Consider the following 19,225-nt stretch of genomic DNA (forward strand, 5'->3'; position numbering starts at 1 on the left):
CGTCGTGCAATCTTGTCATGTCCGGCCGCAATGACCGCTACCGGTACACTCGGCTCTCGTGTCTTTCGTCGACGACGTGGTCAGCGTCCTCCCCCGGCCCCTGCGGGAGATCGCCTACCGCCACCACGAGCTGATCAAGTTCGCGATCGTCGGCGCGACGACCTTCGTGATCGACAGCGGGATCTTCTACTTCCTCAAGCTGACCGTGCTGACCGAGAAGCCGGTCACCGCGAAGATCATCTCCGGCGTCATCGCCGTGATCGCCTCCTACATCCTGAACCGCGAGTGGTCGTTCAAGAACCGCGGCGGCCGGGAGCGCCACCACGAGGCGCTGCTGTTCTTCGCGGTCAGCGGTGTCGGCGTGATTCTCAGCAACATCCCGCTGTGGATCTCCAGTTACGTGTTCGACCTGCGGCAGCCGAACGTCAGCTTCGTGGTCGAGAACGTCGCCGACTTCGTCAGCGCCTTCATCATCGGCAATTTCCTGCAGATGGCCTTCCGGTTCTGGGCGATGCGGCGCTGGGTCTTCCCGGACGAGATGACCGAGCTGGAGGCCGAGCTCGAAGAGCTCATCGAAGAGGAACAGCTCGGGCAAGCCTGACCGGCTGACCGTAGTCTCAGCGCGGCTCGGGCGCCGCGCCCGCCGCCCGCGACGGCGTCCACGATCCGAGGAACACCGCGAACAGCGCGGGCCTGCGCCGCTGCAACTCCAGACGTCCACCGTCCGCCTCGATCAACGCGCGCGCCAACGCCAAGCCGACGCCCGTCGACCCGCCCGCGGAGAACCCGCGATCGAAGATGTGCGGCGCCAGCTCGTCGCGCACGCCCTCGCCCTCGTCGGCCACCTCCACGCACACCAGCGGCTCGCGAGCATTGCCAGGACGGACCGTGCGCACCGACACCGTGCAGATGCCCCCGCCGTGCATGAGCGCGTTGTCGATGAGCACCGTCACCGCCTCTCGCAGGCGCGACGCGGTGATCGGCGCGCGCAGCGACTCGTCGCCGGTCAGCACCAGCTCGCGCCCCGCCTCGGCGAACGGATGCTTCCACTCGGCGACGATGCCGCACAGCTCGTCCATCACCGGGATCGGATCGCGGTCGGCGGCGTCCTCGTCGCGGGACGCGCGAACCAGTTCGTCGATGGCGTCGGTGAGCCGGTCGACCTGCGCCATCGCCTCCTCGGCCTCGTGCACCACCTCGGGATCCGCGTGCGCGGAGAGTTCGTCCAGGCGCAGCCGCACCGCGGTCAGGCGGCTGCGCAGCTGGTGGGAGACATCGGCGACCAGCGCGTGCTCGCGTTGCAAACGGCCCGCGATCTCCACGGTGGCCGAGTCGAGCACGTCGGAGACGCGGTCCAGTTCGGAGATGCCGTGGCGGCGCGGGTCGGCGCGGAAATCGCCCATCGCCAGCCGCGCCGCGCGCGCCGCGACGTCGCGCAGCGGATCGGCGACCCGGCGCGCCGTCACCACCGCGACCGTCACCGCCGCGCCGAGCGAGGCGAGCACGGCCAGCGCCACCACCGCGACCGCCTGCCGCTGCCGCGCGTGCATGGGCGCGGCGGGCACCTCGAGGCGCAGCGATCCCGATGTGCCCATGGACAGCGATTCGACCAGCGGGTCGGGCACCGAGTCCGCGCCGATGTCGAGGCGGGAGGCGTTGTCCTGCGGACTCGGGTAGACGATCGTGAGCTTGCCGTTCTCCGGCACCAGCGGACGCACGACGCGCACGTCGAGACCGCCGCGCACCAGGCCGTCGGCCTGTTCCTGGGCGATGACCTCGGTGGCGATCCGGTCCAGCCTGCTCTGCAGGTCGTTGCGGGTGATGTCCTCGACCCACAGCCAGGCGGTGTAGGTCAACGGCACGCCGAGCACAACCGTGGTCAGTGTCAGCACGGTCAGCATCGACCGCAGGATCCGGCGCCGCACGTCAGTCGGTGTTCAGCCGGAAGCCGACGCCGCGCACCGTGACGATGCGCCGCTCGGCCATCGGCCCCTCGTCGCCGATCTTGCGGCGCAGCCAGGACATGTGCATGTCCAGCGTCTTGGAGCCGCGTAGTTCGGCGTCGCCCCAGACCTCGCGCAGGATCGTCTCGCGCGGCACCACCTGGCCCGCACGGTCGATGAGTACCTTGAGCAGCTCGTACTCCTTGTTCGCCAGACCGACCTCCGCGCCGTTGACGAGCACCCGGCGCGCGGCAGGCTCCAGCCGGATGCCGCCGACCTCCACCGCCTCGTCGCCGATTCCGCTGCGGCGCAACAGCGCTCGCACCCGTGCCAGCAATTCCGCGAGCCGGAACGGCTTTCCGACGTAGTCGTCGGCGCCCGCGTCGAGCCCCACCACGAAATCGACCTCGTCGGTGCGCGCGGTGAGCATCAGCACGGCGAGATCGGCGCCGCGGGCGCGCACTTGCCTGCACACCTCCAGTCCGTCCATGCCGGGCAGGCCGAGGTCGAGAATCAGCAGGTCGTGATGGCCTTCGAGAGCGCGGCGCAGCACGGCGGGGCCGAAGCTCTCCACGGTGACGTGATAACCCTCCCGCCCCAACGCTCGCGACAGCGGGGCGGCGATGGCCTCGTCGTCTTCGGCCAGGAGTACGGCGGTCATGGAAACAGATTACGGATCGCGGGCGCGAACGCCCGACTCACCGATGGCCGCCCGCCGGGCCGAACCCGTGCTGGTGGCTCGACCTGTCCACTTCGAACACCTGGTGGTAGAGCAGCGCGTGCACGTCCTGCACGCCGGGGATGTCGTCGTATTCGAGCGGCTCCTCCGAGGACGAGCCGATGATCAGGGTGCCGGTGCCGAGCATCCGGTCGAACAGCCCGTGCCGGAACTGAACGCTCGAGATGCGGCTCATCGGGATATCGATGCCGGTGTGGGTGAGCACGCCCTGGCGCACGAGCACGCGCCGGTCGGTGATGATGAAGTGAGTCGTCCGCCAGCTGAGAATCGGTGCGACACAACGCCAGACGACGATCACGAACCAAATGGCGAAGATCAGGCCGAGCACGACGGTCGTGGCGGTGCCCACGGTGTTGCGGTACGCGAGTCCCCCGGCGAAACCGGCCAGCGCCGTGGCCCCGATCAGCGTCACGATGGGCCAGAAGAGCATCTTCCAATGCGGATGGCGATGGAGTATCAACTGCTCGTCGGGGGCGAGCACATCCTCCGGATAACCCATGCTCGGAACCCTACCCCGGCAAGATGCCAGAATGCCTGACACCGGCTCCCGCGTGCTGCACAATCGTCAGCTTGCGGGGGATCGCTTCACTGGCTGTATCGCATTGCGCACGACCCGGCTCCGCTCGCTCGACAAGCTCGGCCCCGATTCAGACGACAACCACTCGGCATGACGTGTACTGACGACTGTGGAGGCGTGTGTGACCAAGGATCTGACCCAACTCGAAATCCTGACCGAACTCGAACCGGTGGCCGAGCAGAACCTGAACCGGCATCTGTCGATGGCCAAGGACTGGCATCCGCACGACTACGTGCCGTGGGACGAAGGGCGCAACTTCGCGGCGATGGGCGGCGTGGACTGGGAACCCGAGCAGTCCACACTGAGCGACGTGGCCAAGGCCGCGATGATCACCAACCTGCTCACCGAGGACAACCTGCCCTCCTACCATCGCTTGATCGCGCAGAACTTCTCCCAAGACGGCGCGTGGGGCAGCTGGGTCGGCCGCTGGACCGCCGAGGAGAACCGGCATGGCATCGTCATGCGCGACTACCTGGTCGTCACCCGGGGCGTGGATCCGGTCGCGCTGGAACAGGCCAGGATGATCCACATGACCCAGGGCGTCGACGCGCCCGCGGACTGGGACGGTTTCCTGGTCAACGTCGCCTACGTGACCTTCCAGGAGCTCGCCACCCGGGTCAGCCACCGCAACACCGGCAAGGTCTGCGAAGACCCGATCGCCGACCGCATGCTGCAGCGCGTGGCCGCCGACGAGAACCTGCACATGATCTTCTACCGCAACCTGTGCGGCGCGGCCCTCGATCTGGTTCCCGACCAGGCGATCATGGCGCTGACCAGGGTGCTCACCAGCTTCGTCATGCCGGGCGCCGGGATGCCGAACTGGCGCCGCAACAGCGTGCTCATGGCCAAGCACGGCATCTACGACCTGCGCCAGCATCTCGACGAGGTGGTCTCACCGGTGCTGAAAAAGTGGGACATCTTCGAGCGCAACGATTTCGGGCCGCGCGGCGAGCAGGCGCGCGAGCGGCTCGGCGAGTTCGTGGACAAGCTCGGCCGCGACGTGCTCAAGTTCGAGGAGCAGCGGGACCGCATGCTTGCCAGGGAGGCGGCGAAAGGGGACTTGCAGCCCGCCTGATCGCTCGTATGGGTCGGTGGCGGTGGCGAACCATCGCCACACCACCGCCGATCAGTAATCGGCGCGCAAGTGGGTGACGTCGCCCGCGGAGACCGCGTCGTGCCCGATCAGCAAACGCCCGGTCGCGTCGATGCCCGTCGCGACACCGGTCAGGGTCCGGCCGCCGGGCAGTTCGGCGCGCACGTCCATGCCGAGCGTGGCGCAGCGCTCACGGTAGGCGGCGGCCAAGTCGTCGGTCGCCCACGACGCGTCGCGCCAAGCCGTGAAGCGGCGCGCGAACTCGGTCAGCAGCGACTGCGCCACCAAGGTGCGGTCGGTCTGTGCCGCGCCCGCCAGCGCGAGCGAAGTCGCATGCGGCACCGGCAATTCCGCCTCGGTGAGGCCGACGTTCACGCCGACGCCGATCACCACCGCGGGAACGTCGCCGCCCGCGGCCACCTCGGCCAGAATGCCCGCGACCTTGCGGCCGCCGATCAGAATGTCGTTGGGCCACTTGAGCATCGCGTTCACACCCGCCGTCGCGCGCAATGCATCCGCCACTGCCACGCCGGTCAGCAGCGGCAGCCAGCCGAGCACCTCGGGCTCGATGCCGGGCAGCCGCACCAGCATCGACATCGCGATCTGCGCCCGCGGCGGACTGACCCAGGTACGCGCGTGCCTGCCGCGGCCCGCCTTCTGGGTCTCGGCGATCAGCACGCGGTGATCCTCGGAGGTCGCGGCCGTGGCGATCAGATCGGCGTTGGTGGAACCGGTGGATTCCACCACCTCCACCCGCGCGAAGAAGTCCGCGTAGTCGCTCTCGGCGAGGCCGCGCCGCAACTGTTCGGCATCCAAAGGCGGTCGGTGCGCGGAATCGGGCGGTGGCGTCTGCACGCACCGCAGGCTACTCGCCCCCGTCCCGGAGTCGGGACGGGAGCGATCGGTCTCAGCCCACGAGGTCGTAACCGGCCATGCTGCCCGGCTCTCGCTCCCCGCGCGCGGTGGTGTCGGAGGTCGACTCCTCTTCCTCGAACTCCGGATCGAGGATGGTCGGCTCGGCCTCGCGCACCCGCCAATTCGTCGACGCCGCCGTGGCGTATTCGGCGACGGTTCTACCCCACTCCCACATGTCTGGCTCCTCCCCATGAGCCGAAAAATGGACTCCCGCAGGGTATCCGGCGGCCCCGTCCGCACGAAACCGATTTTTCGCTCGAAAACCCCTCTGAGCCCTGTCGACCTGGGCTTTTCTACTCGCGGGTAGCCCACCGTGGGTTAGAAGGACCGCCTGCTACTGGTTACACTCCGAAGCCATGACGAGTGTCCAGCAGCAGTCCGCATCCGGTTCGGCGGGCGAACCCGATATCCACACCACCGCCGGGAAGCTGGCCGACCTGCGGAATCGGCTGGAAGAGGCCAAGCACCCGATGGGTGAGGCCGCGGTCGACAAGGTGCACGCCAAGGGCAAGATGACCGCCCGCGAACGCATCCTCGCGCTGCTGGACGAGGGCTCTTTCGTGGAACTCGACGCGCTCGCCCGGCACCGCAGCGTCAACTTCGGGCTGGAGAACAACCGGCCGCTCGGCGACGGCGTGGTGACCGGTTACGGCACCATCGACGGCCGCGACGTGTGCATCTTCAGCCAGGACGTCACCGTCTTCGGCGGCAGCCTCGGCGAGGTGTACGGCGAGAAGATCGTCAAGGTGATGGACCTCGCGCTCAAGACCGGCCGCCCGCTGATCGGCATCAACGAGGGCGCGGGCGCGCGCATCCAGGAGGGCGTCGTCTCCCTCGGCCTCTACGGCGAGATCTTCCACCGCAACATCCAGGCCTCCGGCGTGATCCCGCAGATCTCGCTGATCATGGGCCCGGCCGCGGGCGGACACGTCTACTCCCCCGCGCTCACCGACTTCGTGGTGATGGTCGACGGCACCAGCCAGATGTTCGTCACCGGTCCGGACGTCATCAAGACGGTCACCGGCGAGGACGTCACCATGGAGGACCTCGGCGGCGCGCACACTCACATGACCAAGTCCGGCGTCGCGCACTACGTGGCCTCCGGCGAGCAGGACGCGCTCGACTACGTCAAGGACCTGCTCAGCTACCTGCCGAGCAACAACCGCGCCGAGGCGCCGCGCTTCGCGCCCACCGACCCGATCGACGGCGCCATCGAGGACTCGCTCACCGAGGAAGACCTCGAGCTGGACTCGATCATCCCGGACTCGCCGAACCAGCCGTACGACATGCACGAGGTGATCCGTCGCCTGCTCGACGACGACGAGTTCCTCGAGGTGCAGGCCGAGCGCGCGATGAACATCATCGTCGGCTTCGGCCGCGTCGACGGCCGCAGCGTCGGCATCGTGGCCAACCAGCCCACCCAGTTCGCCGGCTGCCTCGACATCGACGCTTCTGAGAAGGCCGCGCGCTTCGTGCGCACCTGCGACGCGTTCAACATCCCGATCATCACCCTGGTCGACGTTCCCGGCTTCCTGCCCGGCACCGGCCAGGAGTACAACGGCATCATCCGGCGCGGCGCGAAGCTGCTCTATGCCTACGGTGAGGCCACTGTGGGCAAAATCACCATCATCACCCGCAAGGCCTACGGCGGCGCCTACGACGTCATGGGTTCCAAGCACATGGGCGCCGATGTGAACCTCGCCTGGCCGACCGCTCAGATCGCCGTGATGGGCGCTTCCGGCGCCGTCGGATTCGTCTACCGCAAGCAGCTGCAGCAGGCGGCCAAGGACGGCAACGACGTCGATGCGCTGCGGCTCGAGCTGCAGAACGAGTACGAGGACACTCTCGTGAACCCGTACGTCGCCGCCGAGCGCGGTTACGTCGACGCGGTCATTCCGCCGTCGCACACTCGCGGCCAGATCGTGTCCGCGTTGCGACTGCTGGAGCGCAAGATGGTGACCCTTCCGCCCAAAAAGCACGGCAACATCCCGCTCTGAGTCAGCGATAACCTCGGTAGCCCGCGCACACTGGTTGCAGACGCAATGAGTGAATCCGAGGATGATTACCGCGTCATCCCATTTCGGGTAGCGCAAGACGCCCGATGGAGCTAGAGGAAGGATCTGGCACTGTGACGACCGTGGCAGAAGAAGACGTGTTGACCGCCGCCGAGTTGGATCTCGCAGTCGACCCGATCGCGGACGAGGTCGAGTCGGTCACCGCCGACGCGTCCACCCCGACCGCCGAGGCGGGCGAGCAGCCGTTCATTCGAATCGTCAAGGGCTCGCCGTCCGACGAGGAGGTCGCCGCACTGGTGTGCGTGCTGACCGCCGCCGCGAACGCGGCGAGCGCACCGGCCGCCACCGGCCCCGCCGACATGTGGGGTCGCCCGACCGCGATGCACCGCGGCACGTCACCGTTCTCGCCGTACGCCTTCCCGCACCTGTCCACCCGTCGGTGACGACGACGCTGGTTCTCGCGTCCGCGTCACCGGCGCGCAGGGAGGTGCTGCGCTCGGCGGGCATCGACCCGGTGGTGCGCATCTCCGATGTGGACGAGGACGCGGTCGCCGCGGCCCTGCCCGCCGACACCACCCCGCAGACGGTCGTCGTCGAGCTGGCCAGGGCCAAGGCGGTCGCGGTCGCCTCGGTCGTCCCCGAATACGCCGCCGACTGCGTCGTGGTCGGTTGCGATTCCATGCTGCTGGTGGACGGCGTTCTCCAGGGCAAGCCGCACACCCCCGAGGTGGCGCGGGCCCGCTGGGCCGAGATGGCCGGGCGCAGCGCCGATCTGATCACCGGGCACTGTGTGCTGCGGCTGGTCGACGGCGAGATCGTCGCCGAATCCGTGGACTGCAGTTCCACGACAGTGCATTTCGCCAAGCCGGAACCGGACGAGCTGGACGCCTACATCGCCACGGGCGAGCCGCTCCAAGTGGCGGGGGCGTTCACGTTGGACGGGCTCGGCGGCTGGTTCGTCGACCGGATCGAGGGCGATCCGTCGAGCGTCATCGGTATCGGCCTACCACTGCTGCGCCGACTGCTTGGCGACGTTGGGGTCGCCGTTGCGCAGTTGTGGCGCCACACGGCCCAGTAGCGGCGGCGTGAGGGGCGCTTCCGCGCCGCCTGCCTCGGCGCCGACGGGCACCGAGGCCGCCTCGCGATTCTCCTGATTCCGGCGGGCCAGGTATTCGAGCCGGGTCACGCACAGCTCGGGTTCCACGAACGGTTGCAGCCGGACGTTCACCTCGCCGCGCGCGCCGTTGCGGTCCAGCACTTCTCTGATCAAACCCAGATGCACGCCGCACACCACCTCGGAGTGGGTGCGGGCCAGTTCCCGCAGCGGGCAGGCGGTCATCCGGATCACCGCTTGGCCGGAGGTCTCGGCGGCGGCATCGCGCTCCGGCGCGAACCCGAGCTCCGAGAGCAGCGTCATCGTGACTTCTCTGGCGTCCTCCAGGGACTCCACCGCGTGATCACCGGCGTCGAGCTTGGCGCCCCAGGCCCGACCCGCCGCGACGGCGGCCTCCGAGCGGCGGCGCGGATCGGGACCGAGCTGGTCGGCGAGCACCTGCGCCAATTCCTGATAGCCGACCGAGCGCTGCACCGCGCTGTAGCCGATGCGCGGACGGCCGCGGCCACGCGGTGGCTGCTGGAATTGGCGGACCAGGGATTCCTTGGTGAGCACGTCGAGGTGAAACCGCACCGTCGTGACGTGTTGCCCGGTGATTCTGGCCAGCTCCTGGGCGTCGAGAGGCTCGCTTGCGCCACGTAGGATCGCGAGCAGTCGCCGCCGCGGCCAAGAATCGGACATAGCTCACCCCTCCTCCCGGGAGACTTTATCGGATGAGGGTGCGATTTATTCGCCCAATCAGCCGATTCGTGATCTGAAACGAGTTTCACAATCGCCTCACATTTAACATCGCTGTGAGACCTGAACCGCCGTAACCACCGTCTACCTCGTGTGAAGGACCCAAATCGTGCCCGTCGCCCCGGACTCACATCCCTCATTCGGAACGTACGCACATCCTCACCGACTAGTAACCACAGAGTGGCTGTCGGCAAACATAGGCGCGCCGGGACTCAGGATCGTCGAGTCCAACGAGGACATCTTGCTGTACGACATCGGACACGTGCCGGGAGCCGTCAAGATCGATTGGCGCGGTGATCTCAACGATCCGGTCACGCGTGACTATATCGACGGCGCCCGTTTCACCGAACTGATGCGGGCCAAGGGCATCTCGCGCGACGACACGGTGGTCATCTACGGGGATCGGGGCAACGCCCAGGCGGCGCACACATTGTGGCTGTTCACGCTCTTCGGGCACGAGGACGTGCGGCTGCTCGACGGCGGGCGTGAGGCGTGGATCTCCGAGGAGCGCGACACCACCTTCGACACCCCGAATCTCCCGGTCAGCGACTACCCGACGGTGCGCCGCGACGACACGACCGCGCGCGCCTTCCGCGAGGACGTGCTCGCCCACCTGGGCAAACCGCTGCTCGACGTGCGCTCGCCCGAGGAGTACTCCGGCGAGCTCACCCCCAAGCCGGACAACCCCGAGGACGCGGCGCTGCGCGGCGGCCACATTCCCACCGCACTGAACATCCCGTGGGACTCCTCGCTCCACTCCGACGGGCGTTTCCGCTCGCGCGCGGAGCTGGACACCACCTACGCGCCCCTCGACGGCGCCGACGACTTGGTCGTCTACAGCCGCGTCGGCGAGCGTTCGAGCCACACCTGGTTCGTGCTGACCTATCTGCTCGGGTACGAGAAGGTCCGCAATTACGACGGCTCTTGGACCGAATGGGGCAATTCGGTGCGGATGCCGATCGCCAAGGGGGCTGAACCGGGCGAGATTCCGGCGGGAACGCCCCGGCGCGGGCGCGGAAAGTAAGGCGTACCTGCGGCCACGCGCGGGCCTGCTGTCGGACTGCGTCCGGTAGTACTCGATCGGCCGAACAGGGCTTCGATCACAACAGATGCGAATGTGTGATGCGCGACCTACTGTTCAGTAGGGCTATCCGAGTTCGGTGTCTGTTGGCAGACTGCCTACACTCGCCCCAGACGAAATTGTCGACAGGGCGCGGAGCCTGCGCGGTGTTCCGAACCCACCGGGAACGGAGCCTGCGCGGTCCCACCCGCGAAGCGACCAGAAGAATGCAACCAGGAGGCTCAGTGCCCAGCCATGCCAGCGCGCGGATCACGAAGGTACTCGTAGCTAATCGAGGCGAGATCGCCGTGCGCGTGATCCGGGCGGCCAAGGACGCCGGCATCGCCAGTGTCGCGGTGTATGCCGAGCCCGACGCCGACGCGCCCTTCGTGAAGCTCGCCGACGAGGCGTTCGCGCTGGGCGGCCAGACCTCGGCCGAGTCGTACCTCGTGTTCGACAAGATCCTCGACGCCGCCGCCAAGGCGGGCGCCGACGCGATCCACCCGGGCTACGGCTTCCTCTCGGAGAACGCCGACTTCGCCCAGGCCGTGCTCGACGCCGGCCTGATCTGGATCGGTCCCTCGCCGCAGTCCATCCGCGATCTGGGCGACAAGGTGACCGCCCGCCACATCGCCGAGCGCGCGAACGCGCCGATGGCCGCGGGCACCAAGGACCCGGTCAAGAACGCCGACGAGGTCGTCGAGTTCGCCAAGAAGTACGGCGTGCCGGTCGCGATCAAGGCCGCGTTCGGTGGCGGCGGTCGCGGCATGAAGGTCGCGCACTCCATCGAGGAGATCCCCGAGCTGTTCGAGTCGGCCACCCGCGAGGCGGTCGCCGCGTTCGGTCGCGGCGAGTGCTTCGTCGAGCAGTACCTGGACAAGGCCCGCCACGTCGAGGCGCAGGTCATCGCCGACAAGCACGGCAACGTCGTGGTCGCCGGTACCCGCGACTGCTCGCTGCAGCGCCGCTTCCAGAAGCTGGTCGAGGAGGCGCCCGCGCCGTTCCTGTCCGACAAGGTGCGCGCCGAGATCCACGAGTCCGCCAAGCGGATCTGCCGCGAGGCCCACTACTACGGCGCGGGCACCGTCGAGTACCTGGTGCAGGGCGACACCGTGTCGTTCCTCGAGGTCAACACCCGCCTGCAGGTCGAGCACCCGGTCACCGAGGAGACCGCGGGTATCGACCTGGTGCGCCAGCAGTTCCGCATCGCCAACGGCGAGGAACTGGACATCAAGGAAGACCCCACCCCGCGCGGCCACTCCTTCGAGTTCCGCATCAACGGCGAGGACGCGGGCCGCGGCTTCCTGCCCGCCCCCGGCCCGGTCGAGGTCTACCGCGAGCCGTCGGGCCCCGGTGTGCGCGTGGACTCCGGCGTGGTCGCGGGCAGCGTGATCGGCGGACAGTTCGACTCGATGCTGGCCAAGCTGATCGTCACCGGCGAGAACCGCAACCAGGCGCTGGAGCGCGCCCGGCGCGCGCTGGCCGAGTTCGAGGTCGAGGGTCTGGCCACCGTCATCCCGTTCCACCGCGCCATCGTCGAGGACCCGGCGTTCATCGGTGACGGCGAGAAGTTCGACGTCTACACCAAGTGGATCGAAACCGAGTGGACCAACAACATCGAGCCCTACACCGGTAGCGCCGCCCCCGCCGAGGAGGACGAGGACCTGCCCCGGCAGAAGGTCGTCGTCGAGGTCGGCGGCCGTCGCGTCGAGGTCTCGCTGCCCGGCAACTTCACCGTGGGCGCGGGCGCCGCGGGTGCGGCGAGCAACGGCGCCGGTGTGATCCGCAAGAAGCCGAAGCCGCGCAAGCGTGGCGGCGCGGGCGGCGGCGCGGCCTCCGGTGACGCGGTCACCGCGCCGATGCAGGGCACCGTGGTCAAGGTCGCCGTCGAGGAGGGCCAGACCGTGGAAGCGGGCGACCTCATCGTGGTGCTCGAGGCCATGAAGATGGAGAACCCCGTCAACGCGCACAAGGCGGGCGTCGTGACCGGTCTCGCCGTCGAGGCGGGCGCCGCGATCACCCAGGGCACCGTGCTGGCCGAGATCAAGTAAGGCGACGTACGGCTGCGCCAACCGAATGTAGGTCGCGCCCTCGTGGCCGACCGCACCGCACGAGAGCGGGCGATGGACAACGGAGTCCGCGCCCGCTCTTGTCGTATCGTGGTTCGGTGACCAGCTCTACCGTGGCCGAGATCATCCGCGGCCGCAGCACCACCGGTTCCCGCGCGGACGGGCATCGCCTCGCGCTCGTCATCGAAGGTGGCGGCAGCCGCGGCGTCTACTCCAGCGGCATGGTGCAGGCGCTCGAGGAACTCGGCCTCTCCGGGGTGTTCGACGCGGTCTACGGCACGTCGGCGGGCGCGATCAACGGCGCTTGGCTGCTGTGCGGGCGGGCCGTGCCGGGGATGCGGTCCTGGTCGAATCCGGAGATCATGCGGCGGGTGATCGATCCGAGCAGGCTGTTTCGCGGCGGCGCCGCCTTCGACGTGCGGTACCTGGTGCATCGGGTCTACGACGGCCTGGAGCCCATGGACTTCCCGGCGATCCTGAACAACCCCACCACCTTCCACCCCATCGGCACCGACATCCGCACCGGCAACGCCATCGACCTGCGCCCGCACATCTACGACAAGCGCACCCTCATGCGGGCGCTGCGGGCCAGTGCGAACCTGCCGATCCTGGCCGGTCCGCCCGTCACCTTGGACGGCGTCCCATACCTCGACGGCGGCATCGCCGAGCCGATCCCGATCCACAGCGCGGTGCGCGGCGGCGCCACCCACTGCCTGGTGCTGCGCACCCGCCGCGCCGACGAGTCGCGCCCGCCCGCCTCCCGCGTGCACCAGATGGTCGGCGGCAACTACCTCCGCCTGCGCGCCCCCGGCGCCTACCGCGCCTGGCTGCGCCGCCCGCAGCAGGAAGAGGCGGAGAACGCCCTGCTGGCCTCGCTCGGCGACGCGGTCCTGCAGATCCACCCGCCCGCCGACGCCCCCACCGTCGAAGGCACCGCCCGCGACACCGACCTGCTCACCAAGGCGCTGGAACTCGGCCGCCAAGCGGTCCACTCGACCCTCGCCCGCGTCGACGCCGCCTGACCGCGGCACTGTCCGACCCGGTCCCTCGACTCCTCGGCCTCCGATGTCCGCGGGCAGTGGCCGCCGACGAGCCACGTCGCAGCGACCCGACTCCCGCGTCGCTCGGGACCGGTCGTCGCGGCCCGGTCTGGCGTCCTGAGCAGGACGTAGCCGCCGAGCGGATTGCTCTCGGGACGCGCGGGCAGTCAAGGGCGCTTCTTCGCCTGCGCATGCTGTTCGGACGAGGCGTCCGGGGGTTTTCGCTGCGCGTCACGATCTGGACTACGGGCCGATGCGTAGGCAACGGGCCGTTATCCGGCCGGAGAGCCGCGATCGCTTCTCGATCGGCGAATCGACGCGGCTCAGTCGAGGGCGACGGTGACGCCGTCGGAGAGGACGAAGTCGTGGAGTTCGAGGTGGGCCGGGGTGCTGCCGGGTGGCACGTCGAAGACCAGCACGGTGGTGGCCGACGCGCCGGGGCGCAGTTCGAAGGAGTGGCCGAGGCGGGACTGCATGGCCTGCCAGGCGGTGGCGGTCGTGTCGTGGTCGATGGCGTTGCCTTGGGCGTCGAACAGCTTCTGGCCGAAGGGCAGGAACCACTTCGTCTCGTCGGAGATGTTGCGGACGGCGAGGGTGACGATCAGGAACGCGCCCTGCGCCGATTGCAGACCGACCCGCGCGACTCCCGACTTCACGTCGGTCACCGCGAACTCGAACTTGCCGTCCCGCACCGCGCTGTACGCCGGGGCGGGGACGTCCGGCTGGTTCGGCGCGGGCTCCGGCCCCTCCTCGACCATCGCGGCGGGCGGCGGCGCGGTCGTGGTCTCGTTCCCACCGACCGCGGCGATCAACGCCAAGCAGCCCGCGGCGAAGACGAAGGGCGCCAAGAAGATCACGACCAAGGCACCGATGACCTTCCGCAGCACCCCGCCCCTCTTGCGCCGCGGCATTCGCTGCGGAGGCGGGGCGACGTACGCGGGCCCGCGCGACGGCCACACCGGCCCGAGCGACCTCGGCCGCCGAACAACCGGGGCGGGCTTGCGGCGCAGATACCACCGCTTACCGTAGGGGTGCGGAACCGGCACACCCGGCGCCGAGATCGGTGGCGCGTAGCCCAGCGGCGCGACACCTTGTGGGGCAACTCCTGACGTCGCACGTCCCCATGCCGAGGCGCCTGGTGAGTTCTGCGGCGCGACATCCGACCCGGCACGACTCCCGGCCAGGGGACTCGGCGAATGGTCTGGCGCGAGGGCCTGCGGCGCGACTCTGGTCTGCACGAGCGTGGGCGTAGGGCCCGGCACGGGCATGACCTTCGTCGGCTTTGGCCCTTCGACCACCGCACGCCGCGCGCCTCCGGCCACAGGCGGCCCACCGACCTGCCGCCCCGCAGCGCCACTCGCCGCCGACGGCGCACTTCCCGATGGAACATGCTGGGCCACATCAGCCGAAACGACCTCGCGAGCCGCGCGAACGAACTCCCCCGCGCTGGCGTACCGGTCCCCCGGCTCTTTCGCCATCCCCCGCGCGATGATCGCGTCGAGCCCGGCCGGGACCGCCGCGTTCACCGACGACACGCACGGCGGATCGGTCATGAGGTGCCCGCGCATCTGCTGGGCCGGGTCGGTGTCGCCGTAGGGGCGACGGCCGGTGAGGGATTCGTAGAGGACGCAGGCCAGGGAGTAGACGTCGGCGCGCGCGTCGGCGTGACCGCTGAAGCGTTCGGGCGCCATGTAGGCCCAGGTGCCGATCGCCAGACCCGTTGTGGTGACCGAGGTCTGGCCCGCGCCGCGCGCGATGCCGAAGTCGATCAGGTAGGTGAAACCGTCGGGTGCGACGAGGATGTTGGAGGGCTTGACGTCGCGATGCACCAGCCCGGCACGATGGGCCGCGTCCAGCGCGGTCGCGACCTGCCCGAGGATGTCGAGGGCCACGCTCGCTTCGAGCGCTCCGCTCTCGGTCAGCCGCGCCGCGAGGTCGGTGCCCTCCACGAATGCCATCTCGATGAACAGCCGCCCGTCGACGGCACCGTGCCGGTGGATCGGCACGATGTGCGGATCGCGCAGTGCGGCGGCGACCTGAGCCTCGCGCTCGAAACGCGTCCGGTACACCGCGTCCGCAGCGAGTTCGGCGGGCAGCAGCTTCAGCGCGACGCGCCTGCGGTCGGTGGTGTCGTAGGCCAGCCAGACCTGTCCCATCCCGCCCTTGCCGAGAAGCCGTTCCAGCCGATAGCGACCGAATCGCGCCGCAGTCATCGCGAACCTCCCAGTCACCATCGACATCCGCCGCGCCGACGCGGACTCCCGAATGCCGGGGCACACTACCGAAAGTCCAGCTCACGACATCGCTGCCGCGGGCACAGCCTTACAGGGAGCGTACCCCCGCCGACCATCTCGGACAGTGTGAGCTGGCCGACTCCCCCGCGATCCCCGCCTCGCGGGTGCGCGAGGCCGCGCGCGCTAGCCTTTCCCCATGGACGAGCTGCCCGACACCCGGATCGGCACCGCGGAGCGGGAGCACGCGATGCGGCGGCTGTCGGACAACTTCGCCGCTGGTCGCCTCAGTGTCGCGGAATTCGACGAGCGCAGCGCCGTGATCGCCGCGGCGGTGACCCGGGCCGACGTGGACCGTGTCTTCGCGGACCTGCCGCCGGAGCCCGCGGCCGTCGCCGCTCCCGCCGAACGCAAATCCCGGCCGTTCGACGAATGGTTGGACCGGGCGATGGCCGCGATCCCGATCGTCGCGCTCATCCTGTTCTTCGTCACCGGCAGCTGGCTGTGGTTCCTCGCGATCCCACTGGCCGGCGCTCTCTTCTTCGGCACACGACACGGAAAGCACTGATGGAACCCATCGAGATCAACGCGGGCAGCTGGTACCTGCGCGCCCTGCGCGCCGACGAACGGATCGACGACCGCCCGGCGCTCGCCGCAGGCGGAATCACCGACCCCGACTACGTCGCCCAGCGAACCGCCCAGTGGGACAAGGAAACCCACTACTCCTGGGCCGTCTGCGAACCGACCACGGCGGAGATGGTCGCCGAGATCGTCGTCACCCCGGCCGGAGACGGCACCGCCGAACTCATCGGCTGGTCCCGCGAAGGCTACGAGCCCGCGCTCGACGCCGGTCGCACGGCGGTCGGTCGCTTCGTCGAAGGCGGGTTGGGCCTGCGCCTAGCTGCGAACGACTGACAACGGCGGCCGACAGACCGGGCGAAATCCGCACACAACCGAGGTCGTCGGAGCGCCCAGGCCCTGTCTCGAAGTCCCATCCGCGGACTTCGAGACAGGGCCTAGCGCATGACCCCCGTGTGCCCGGTCGAATAACGCCCCGGCTGCGGCCACACGGTGAGCCCGTGCGGTCCGCGGCCCACCGGGATGCGGGCCAACAGTTTCCACTCGACGATGTCGATCGCGTAGACCTCGCCGTGGTGGCGTCCGGAGGCCCAGAAGATCCGGCCGTCGACGGAGATGTTGCCCATGTCCGGGCTGCCGCCGCCGGGCACGAACCATTTGTGCACCAAGCCGTTCGCCGCGAAGTCCCAGACCGAGATGCTGCCCTCGTGCCGGTTGGTGATGATCATCTGCTTGGAGTCGCGGGTGATGTAGAGGCCGTGCGCGCCGTCCCCGGTGGGCACGAAGCCCTTGCTCTCGAAGGTGAGCGCGTCGAAGACGTAAAGGCCGCCCGCCGCCATGTCGGCGACGTAGAAGGTGAGCCCGTCCGGCGAGAGTTTCACGTCCTGCGGCTTGCCCGAGCGGCCGCCCGCGAGATCGATGGTCTTGATCAGCTTGCGTTCCGCGACGTCGAAAACCTGCATGCGGCCGATGAATTCGCAGCTGGCGAGCGCGAAACGGCCGTCGGCCGTGAAGTCCATGTGGTCGACGCCCGCGCAGTCGGGCACCGGAAGGGCGTGTACTTTCTGCCAGGTCTTCGGGTCGTAGAAGTCCAGCGACTTGTCCGCCTCGGCGACGACGAGCGCGAACTTGCCGTCGGGCGTGTAGTACATGTTGTAGGGGTCCCGGACCGGGAAAGGCTCGCCGGGCAGGCCGGTGCGCGGGTCGATCGGCCGCAGGCTGCCGCCGCCGATCGGCAGGTCGTTGGTGACGTAGAGCGTCTGCATGTCGTAGGACGGCACCACGTGCTGTGGCTCCTCGCCGCCCGCCGCGAAGGTGTCGATCACCTGGAAGGTGTTCTGGTCGATCACCGTGACGGTGTGCGACTGGCTGTTGGGGACGTACACCAGCGGCCGGTGATCGGCGACCGTTGGGCTCAGCTCCCGGTTGGCCGCGTACACGTCGGTCGCCGAGAGCGGCGGCGGCATGCCCGGCAACAGGTTGGCGATCTGCGGGGGCGGCGGCGCGGAGGTTGGGGCCGCGACCGCTGAGGTCGTGGACTCCGTGGCGACGATGCCCGCCTCACTGGTAGTAGTGCAGCTGGTCACCGCCGCCACGGCGGCCAAGGACGCGAATATCCCGCGAGGTGCGCCGCATCGGTTCACGCGCCTGCACCGTGCCTGTGAGGAGTGAGACGACATGTGAGCGAAGCCTACGGGCCGAACAGCCATTTCCCGGCTATCCACGCCGACCCGGTCTCCCGCCGCCTCACTCGACCGAACCGAGCACCCTTTCCAACGCGTCGACGGCGGCGTCCAGCTGCGCCGCGGTGACCGTCAGCGGCGGCCGGAACCGGATGCCGCGCTCGCCGGTGCCGAGGATCAGCACGTTCTCCCGCTCGCGCAGCGCCGTCAGCACCGCGTCGCGCAGGTCCGCCGTCGCCAGGGTGATGGCGCACATCAGACCGCGTCCGCGCGGCTCGGTGACGCGCGGATGATCCGCCGCGAGCCCCTCCAGCCTGCACAGCAGGTGCTCGCCGAGTGGCCGGGAGGCCTCGATGAGTCCGTCGCGTTCGATCACCTCGAGGATGCGACGGGCCCGCACCATGTCGGTGAGGTTGCCGCCCCACGTCGAGTTGAGCCGCGAACTCACCGCGAAGACGTGGTCGGGGATCTCGTCGACCCGGCCACCCGCCATCACGCCGCACACCTGGGTCCGCTTGCCGAAGGCGACCACGTCGGGCGCCAGGCCGAATTGCTGGTAGGCCCAAGTGGTTCCGGTCATGCCGACGCCGGTCTGCACCTCGTCGAGGACGAAAAGCGCGTCGTTCTCGTGGCAGAGCCGCTGCACGGCGAGCAGGAACTCCGGGCGCAAGTGCCGGTCGCCGCCCTCGCCGAGGATCGGCTCGGCGATGAAACACGCTATGTCGTGCGGGTTTTCGGCGAACGCGCGGCGCGCCTGGTCCAGCGCCTGCGCCTCGGCGGCCTCGATGTCACGCCCCGGGGCCAGGTAAGGCGTCTCGATGCGCGGCCAATCGAACTTCGGGAAGCGGGCGGTCTTGACCGGGTCGGTGTTGGTCAGCGACATGGTGTAGCCGGTGCGGCCGTGGAACGCGCCGGTCAGATGCAACACCTGGGTGCCGAGATCCGGTGACCTGCCACCGGATTCGTTGTGTCGGCTCTTCCAGTCGAACGCGACCTTGAGCGCGTTCTCCACGGCGAGGCCGCCGCCATCGATGAAGAACAGGTGCGGTAGCCGCGGATCGCCGAGCACCCGCGCGAACGTCGCGACGAACCGCGCCATCTCCACGGTGTACATGTCGGAGTTGGAGGGTTTGTTCAGCGCGGCCGTCGCCAGCTCCGCGCGGAAGTCCGGGTCGTCGGCCAGCGCGGGATGGTTCATGCCCAGCGCGTTGGACGCGAAGAAACCGAACATGTCGAGGTAGGTGCTGCCGTCGCGTTCGTCGACGAGGCGGCAGCCGCGGGAGTTCGTCAGGTCCAGCACCATATCGAATCCGTCGGCGAGGATATGCGCCGACAGGATCTCGTGTACCCGGGTCGCGGGGGTGACCGGTGCCGTGTCACCACCCGATCGGGTGCGCTCCAGTTCGAGGGTCACACCAGTAGGGTACGAA

Annotated in this window: 20 protein-coding genes; 11 read left to right on the plus strand and 9 right to left on the minus strand. The window is 69.1% G+C overall.

Annotated elements, in window-relative coordinates; genetic code table 11:
* Positions 1-58: 58 nt before the first annotated feature.
* Positions 59-601, plus strand: a complete 543-nt coding sequence (locus ABZV58_RS10710; RefSeq protein ID WP_354999942.1) for a GtrA family protein — start codon at positions 59-61, stop codon at positions 599-601.
* 16 nt (positions 602-617) lie between these two features.
* On the opposite strand, the gene ABZV58_RS10715 is transcribed toward ABZV58_RS10710, so the two are convergent.
* The 3 genes from ABZV58_RS10715 to ABZV58_RS10725 are packed head-to-tail and all read right to left on the minus strand — an operon-like array spanning position 618 to position 3,181.
* The gene (locus ABZV58_RS10715; RefSeq protein ID WP_354999943.1) at positions 618-1,925 is read right to left on the minus strand and encodes a HAMP domain-containing sensor histidine kinase; all 1,308 of its coding nucleotides are present in this window, start codon (positions 1,923-1,925) and stop codon (positions 618-620) included.
* 1 nt (position 1,926) lies between these two features.
* A complete protein-coding gene (locus ABZV58_RS10720) occupies positions 1,927-2,604 on the minus strand; it encodes a response regulator transcription factor (RefSeq protein WP_354999944.1) in 678 nt (225 codons plus the stop codon).
* 37 nt (positions 2,605-2,641) lie between these two features.
* Entirely contained in the window at positions 2,642-3,181 is a 540-nt protein-coding gene (locus ABZV58_RS10725; protein ID WP_354999945.1) for a PH domain-containing protein, read from the minus strand.
* 31 nt (positions 3,182-3,212) lie between these two features.
* Here ABZV58_RS10725 and ABZV58_RS10730 point away from each other — a divergent pair, with 31 nt between their 5' ends.
* Positions 3,213-3,353, plus strand: a complete 141-nt coding sequence (locus ABZV58_RS10730; RefSeq protein WP_354999946.1) for a hypothetical protein — start codon at positions 3,213-3,215, stop codon at positions 3,351-3,353.
* A 27-nt stretch (positions 3,354-3,380) separates the two neighbouring features.
* On the plus strand, positions 3,381-4,334 hold the full coding sequence (locus tag ABZV58_RS10735) for an acyl-ACP desaturase (RefSeq protein WP_354999947.1): 954 nt from the start codon (positions 3,381-3,383) through the stop codon (positions 4,332-4,334).
* 51 nt (positions 4,335-4,385) lie between these two features.
* On the opposite strand, the gene ABZV58_RS10740 is transcribed toward ABZV58_RS10735, so the two are convergent.
* Positions 4,386-5,207 carry a biotin--[acetyl-CoA-carboxylase] ligase gene (locus ABZV58_RS10740; protein WP_354999948.1) on the minus strand — a complete coding sequence of 274 codons (822 nt, stop codon included), beginning with the start codon at positions 5,205-5,207 and terminating at the stop codon, positions 4,386-4,388.
* A gap of 52 nt (positions 5,208-5,259) precedes the next feature.
* Entirely contained in the window at positions 5,260-5,442 is a 183-nt protein-coding gene (locus ABZV58_RS10745; protein ID WP_354999949.1) for a hypothetical protein, read from the minus strand.
* 181 nt (positions 5,443-5,623) lie between these two features.
* On the opposite strand from ABZV58_RS10745, the gene ABZV58_RS10750 reads away from it, so the two are divergent.
* The 3 genes from ABZV58_RS10750 (at position 5,624) to ABZV58_RS10760 (ending at position 8,360) form a co-directional block, all read left to right on the plus strand.
* A complete protein-coding gene (locus tag ABZV58_RS10750; protein ID WP_354999950.1) occupies positions 5,624-7,264 on the plus strand; it encodes an acyl-CoA carboxylase subunit beta in 1,641 nt (546 codons plus the stop codon).
* Between the two features lie 131 nt (positions 7,265-7,395).
* On the plus strand, positions 7,396-7,725 hold the full coding sequence (locus ABZV58_RS10755) for an acyl-CoA carboxylase subunit epsilon (RefSeq protein ID WP_354999951.1): 330 nt from the start codon (positions 7,396-7,398) through the stop codon (positions 7,723-7,725).
* Complete coding sequence (locus ABZV58_RS10760) at positions 7,722-8,360, plus strand: Maf family nucleotide pyrophosphatase (protein ID WP_354999952.1); 639 nt, start codon at positions 7,722-7,724, stop codon at positions 8,358-8,360. Before ABZV58_RS10755 ends, ABZV58_RS10760 begins: the two co-directional genes overlap by 4 nt.
* On the opposite strand, the gene ABZV58_RS10765 is transcribed toward ABZV58_RS10760, so the two are convergent.
* Positions 8,286-9,077 (minus strand): transcriptional regulator, encoded by a 792-nt coding sequence (locus tag ABZV58_RS10765; protein WP_354999953.1) that lies wholly within the window; start codon positions 9,075-9,077, stop codon positions 8,286-8,288. The two genes, ABZV58_RS10760 and ABZV58_RS10765, sit on opposite strands and share 75 nt — an antisense overlap.
* 166 nt (positions 9,078-9,243) lie before the next feature.
* Between ABZV58_RS10765 and ABZV58_RS10770 the strand changes: the two genes are divergently transcribed.
* The 3 genes from ABZV58_RS10770 to ABZV58_RS10780 all read left to right on the plus strand — a co-directional run bounded on the left by ABZV58_RS10770 (position 9,244) and on the right by ABZV58_RS10780 (position 13,285).
* Positions 9,244-10,158: a sulfurtransferase gene (locus ABZV58_RS10770; RefSeq protein ID WP_354999954.1), complete on the plus strand. Its 915-nt coding sequence runs from the start codon at positions 9,244-9,246 to the stop codon at positions 10,156-10,158.
* A gap of 281 nt (positions 10,159-10,439) precedes the next feature.
* Complete coding sequence (locus tag ABZV58_RS10775) at positions 10,440-12,245, plus strand: acetyl/propionyl/methylcrotonyl-CoA carboxylase subunit alpha (RefSeq protein ID WP_354999955.1); 1,806 nt, start codon at positions 10,440-10,442, stop codon at positions 12,243-12,245.
* 116 nt (positions 12,246-12,361) lie between these two features.
* On the plus strand, positions 12,362-13,285 hold the full coding sequence (locus tag ABZV58_RS10780; RefSeq protein WP_354999956.1) for a patatin family protein: 924 nt from the start codon (positions 12,362-12,364) through the stop codon (positions 13,283-13,285).
* A 341-nt stretch (positions 13,286-13,626) separates the two neighbouring features.
* On the opposite strand, the gene ABZV58_RS10785 is transcribed toward ABZV58_RS10780, so the two are convergent.
* Positions 13,627-15,516, minus strand: a complete 1,890-nt coding sequence (locus ABZV58_RS10785) for a protein kinase (RefSeq protein WP_354999957.1) — start codon at positions 15,514-15,516, stop codon at positions 13,627-13,629.
* A gap of 217 nt (positions 15,517-15,733) precedes the next feature.
* On the opposite strand from ABZV58_RS10785, the gene ABZV58_RS10790 reads away from it, so the two are divergent.
* The gene (locus tag ABZV58_RS10790) at positions 15,734-16,102 is read left to right on the plus strand and encodes a DUF1707 domain-containing protein (protein WP_354999958.1); all 369 of its coding nucleotides are present in this window, start codon (positions 15,734-15,736) and stop codon (positions 16,100-16,102) included.
* On the plus strand, positions 16,102-16,449 hold the full coding sequence (locus ABZV58_RS10795) for a hypothetical protein (RefSeq protein ID WP_354999959.1): 348 nt from the start codon (positions 16,102-16,104) through the stop codon (positions 16,447-16,449). The genes ABZV58_RS10790 and ABZV58_RS10795 overlap by 1 nt, the downstream gene beginning before the upstream one ends.
* A 101-nt stretch (positions 16,450-16,550) precedes the next feature.
* On the opposite strand, the gene ABZV58_RS10800 is transcribed toward ABZV58_RS10795, so the two are convergent.
* Complete coding sequence (locus tag ABZV58_RS10800; protein WP_355000526.1) at positions 16,551-17,708, minus strand: beta-propeller fold lactonase family protein; 1,158 nt, start codon at positions 17,706-17,708, stop codon at positions 16,551-16,553.
* A gap of 151 nt (positions 17,709-17,859) precedes the next feature.
* Positions 17,860-19,209 carry an L-lysine 6-transaminase gene (gene lat, locus ABZV58_RS10805; RefSeq protein WP_354999960.1) on the minus strand — a complete coding sequence of 450 codons (1,350 nt, stop codon included), beginning with the start codon at positions 19,207-19,209 and terminating at the stop codon, positions 17,860-17,862.
* Positions 19,210-19,225: the final 16 nt, after the last annotated feature.

This window comes from Nocardia sp. NPDC004654 (assembly GCF_040609595.1).
Taxonomy (GTDB): domain Bacteria; phylum Actinomycetota; class Actinomycetes; order Mycobacteriales; family Mycobacteriaceae; genus Nocardia.